This is a genomic window from Streptomyces doebereineriae (assembly GCF_031845645.1).
Taxonomy (GTDB): Bacteria; Actinomycetota; Actinomycetes; order Streptomycetales; family Streptomycetaceae; genus Streptomyces; species Streptomyces canus.
In genome coordinates, this window is sequence record NZ_JAVREZ010000406.1 from 1 (window position 1) to 430 (window position 430).

The 430-nt window shown below is 70.7% G+C and carries 1 protein-coding gene; it reads left to right on the forward strand.

The features are described 5' to 3' along the window. Nucleotides 1-182 precede the first annotated feature (182 nt). Nucleotides 183-389, forward strand: coding sequence for a hypothetical protein (locus RNB18_RS52530; RefSeq protein WP_311605505.1), 207 nt, complete (start codon nucleotides 183-185; stop codon nucleotides 387-389). Nucleotides 390-430 lie beyond the last annotated feature (41 nt).

A 430-nucleotide genomic window follows, 5' to 3' on the forward strand; every position in this document is an offset into this window, starting at 1 on the left:
TCTCCACCCAGGGGAGTACGCCGACGGCCGACGGCTCATCCTCCGGGAGGCCCGGGATTCGGTACGCGGGCATGACGCCCCGTGCTCACCGGTTACCTAATGTTGAGGTCAAGCGGCGGGCGCAGCACTCGTCCCCCGAGGTCACACGCCCGTCGCTCCACTTTCAGGTCAGGAGAGGAACCATGTCGGACACGGCAACGCGGACGATGATCCGCACCCAGGGACGCAAGGCGTACGCCGCCTTCGCCCCCCGCCCGTCCGGCACCCGCCACCCCTTGGTGGCGACGGTGATGGTGCTTCCCCTGGCGGCCCTGCTCGCGGTCGTCTTCGGCGGCTGGGACGCGGTGGTCACACAGGCGTCGTCCGTGGCGGTGATGCTGGGGCGCTGAGCGGCGCCCGGGGTCCGGAAGAGCGGTCCGGACCCTGGTAT

What these genes read in the sequence shown, in the direction of transcription:
- RNB18_RS52530 (WP_311605505.1), top strand. Translation starts at nt 183, where the DNA reads ATGTCGGACACGGCAACGCGGACGATGATCCGCACCCAGGGACGCAAG.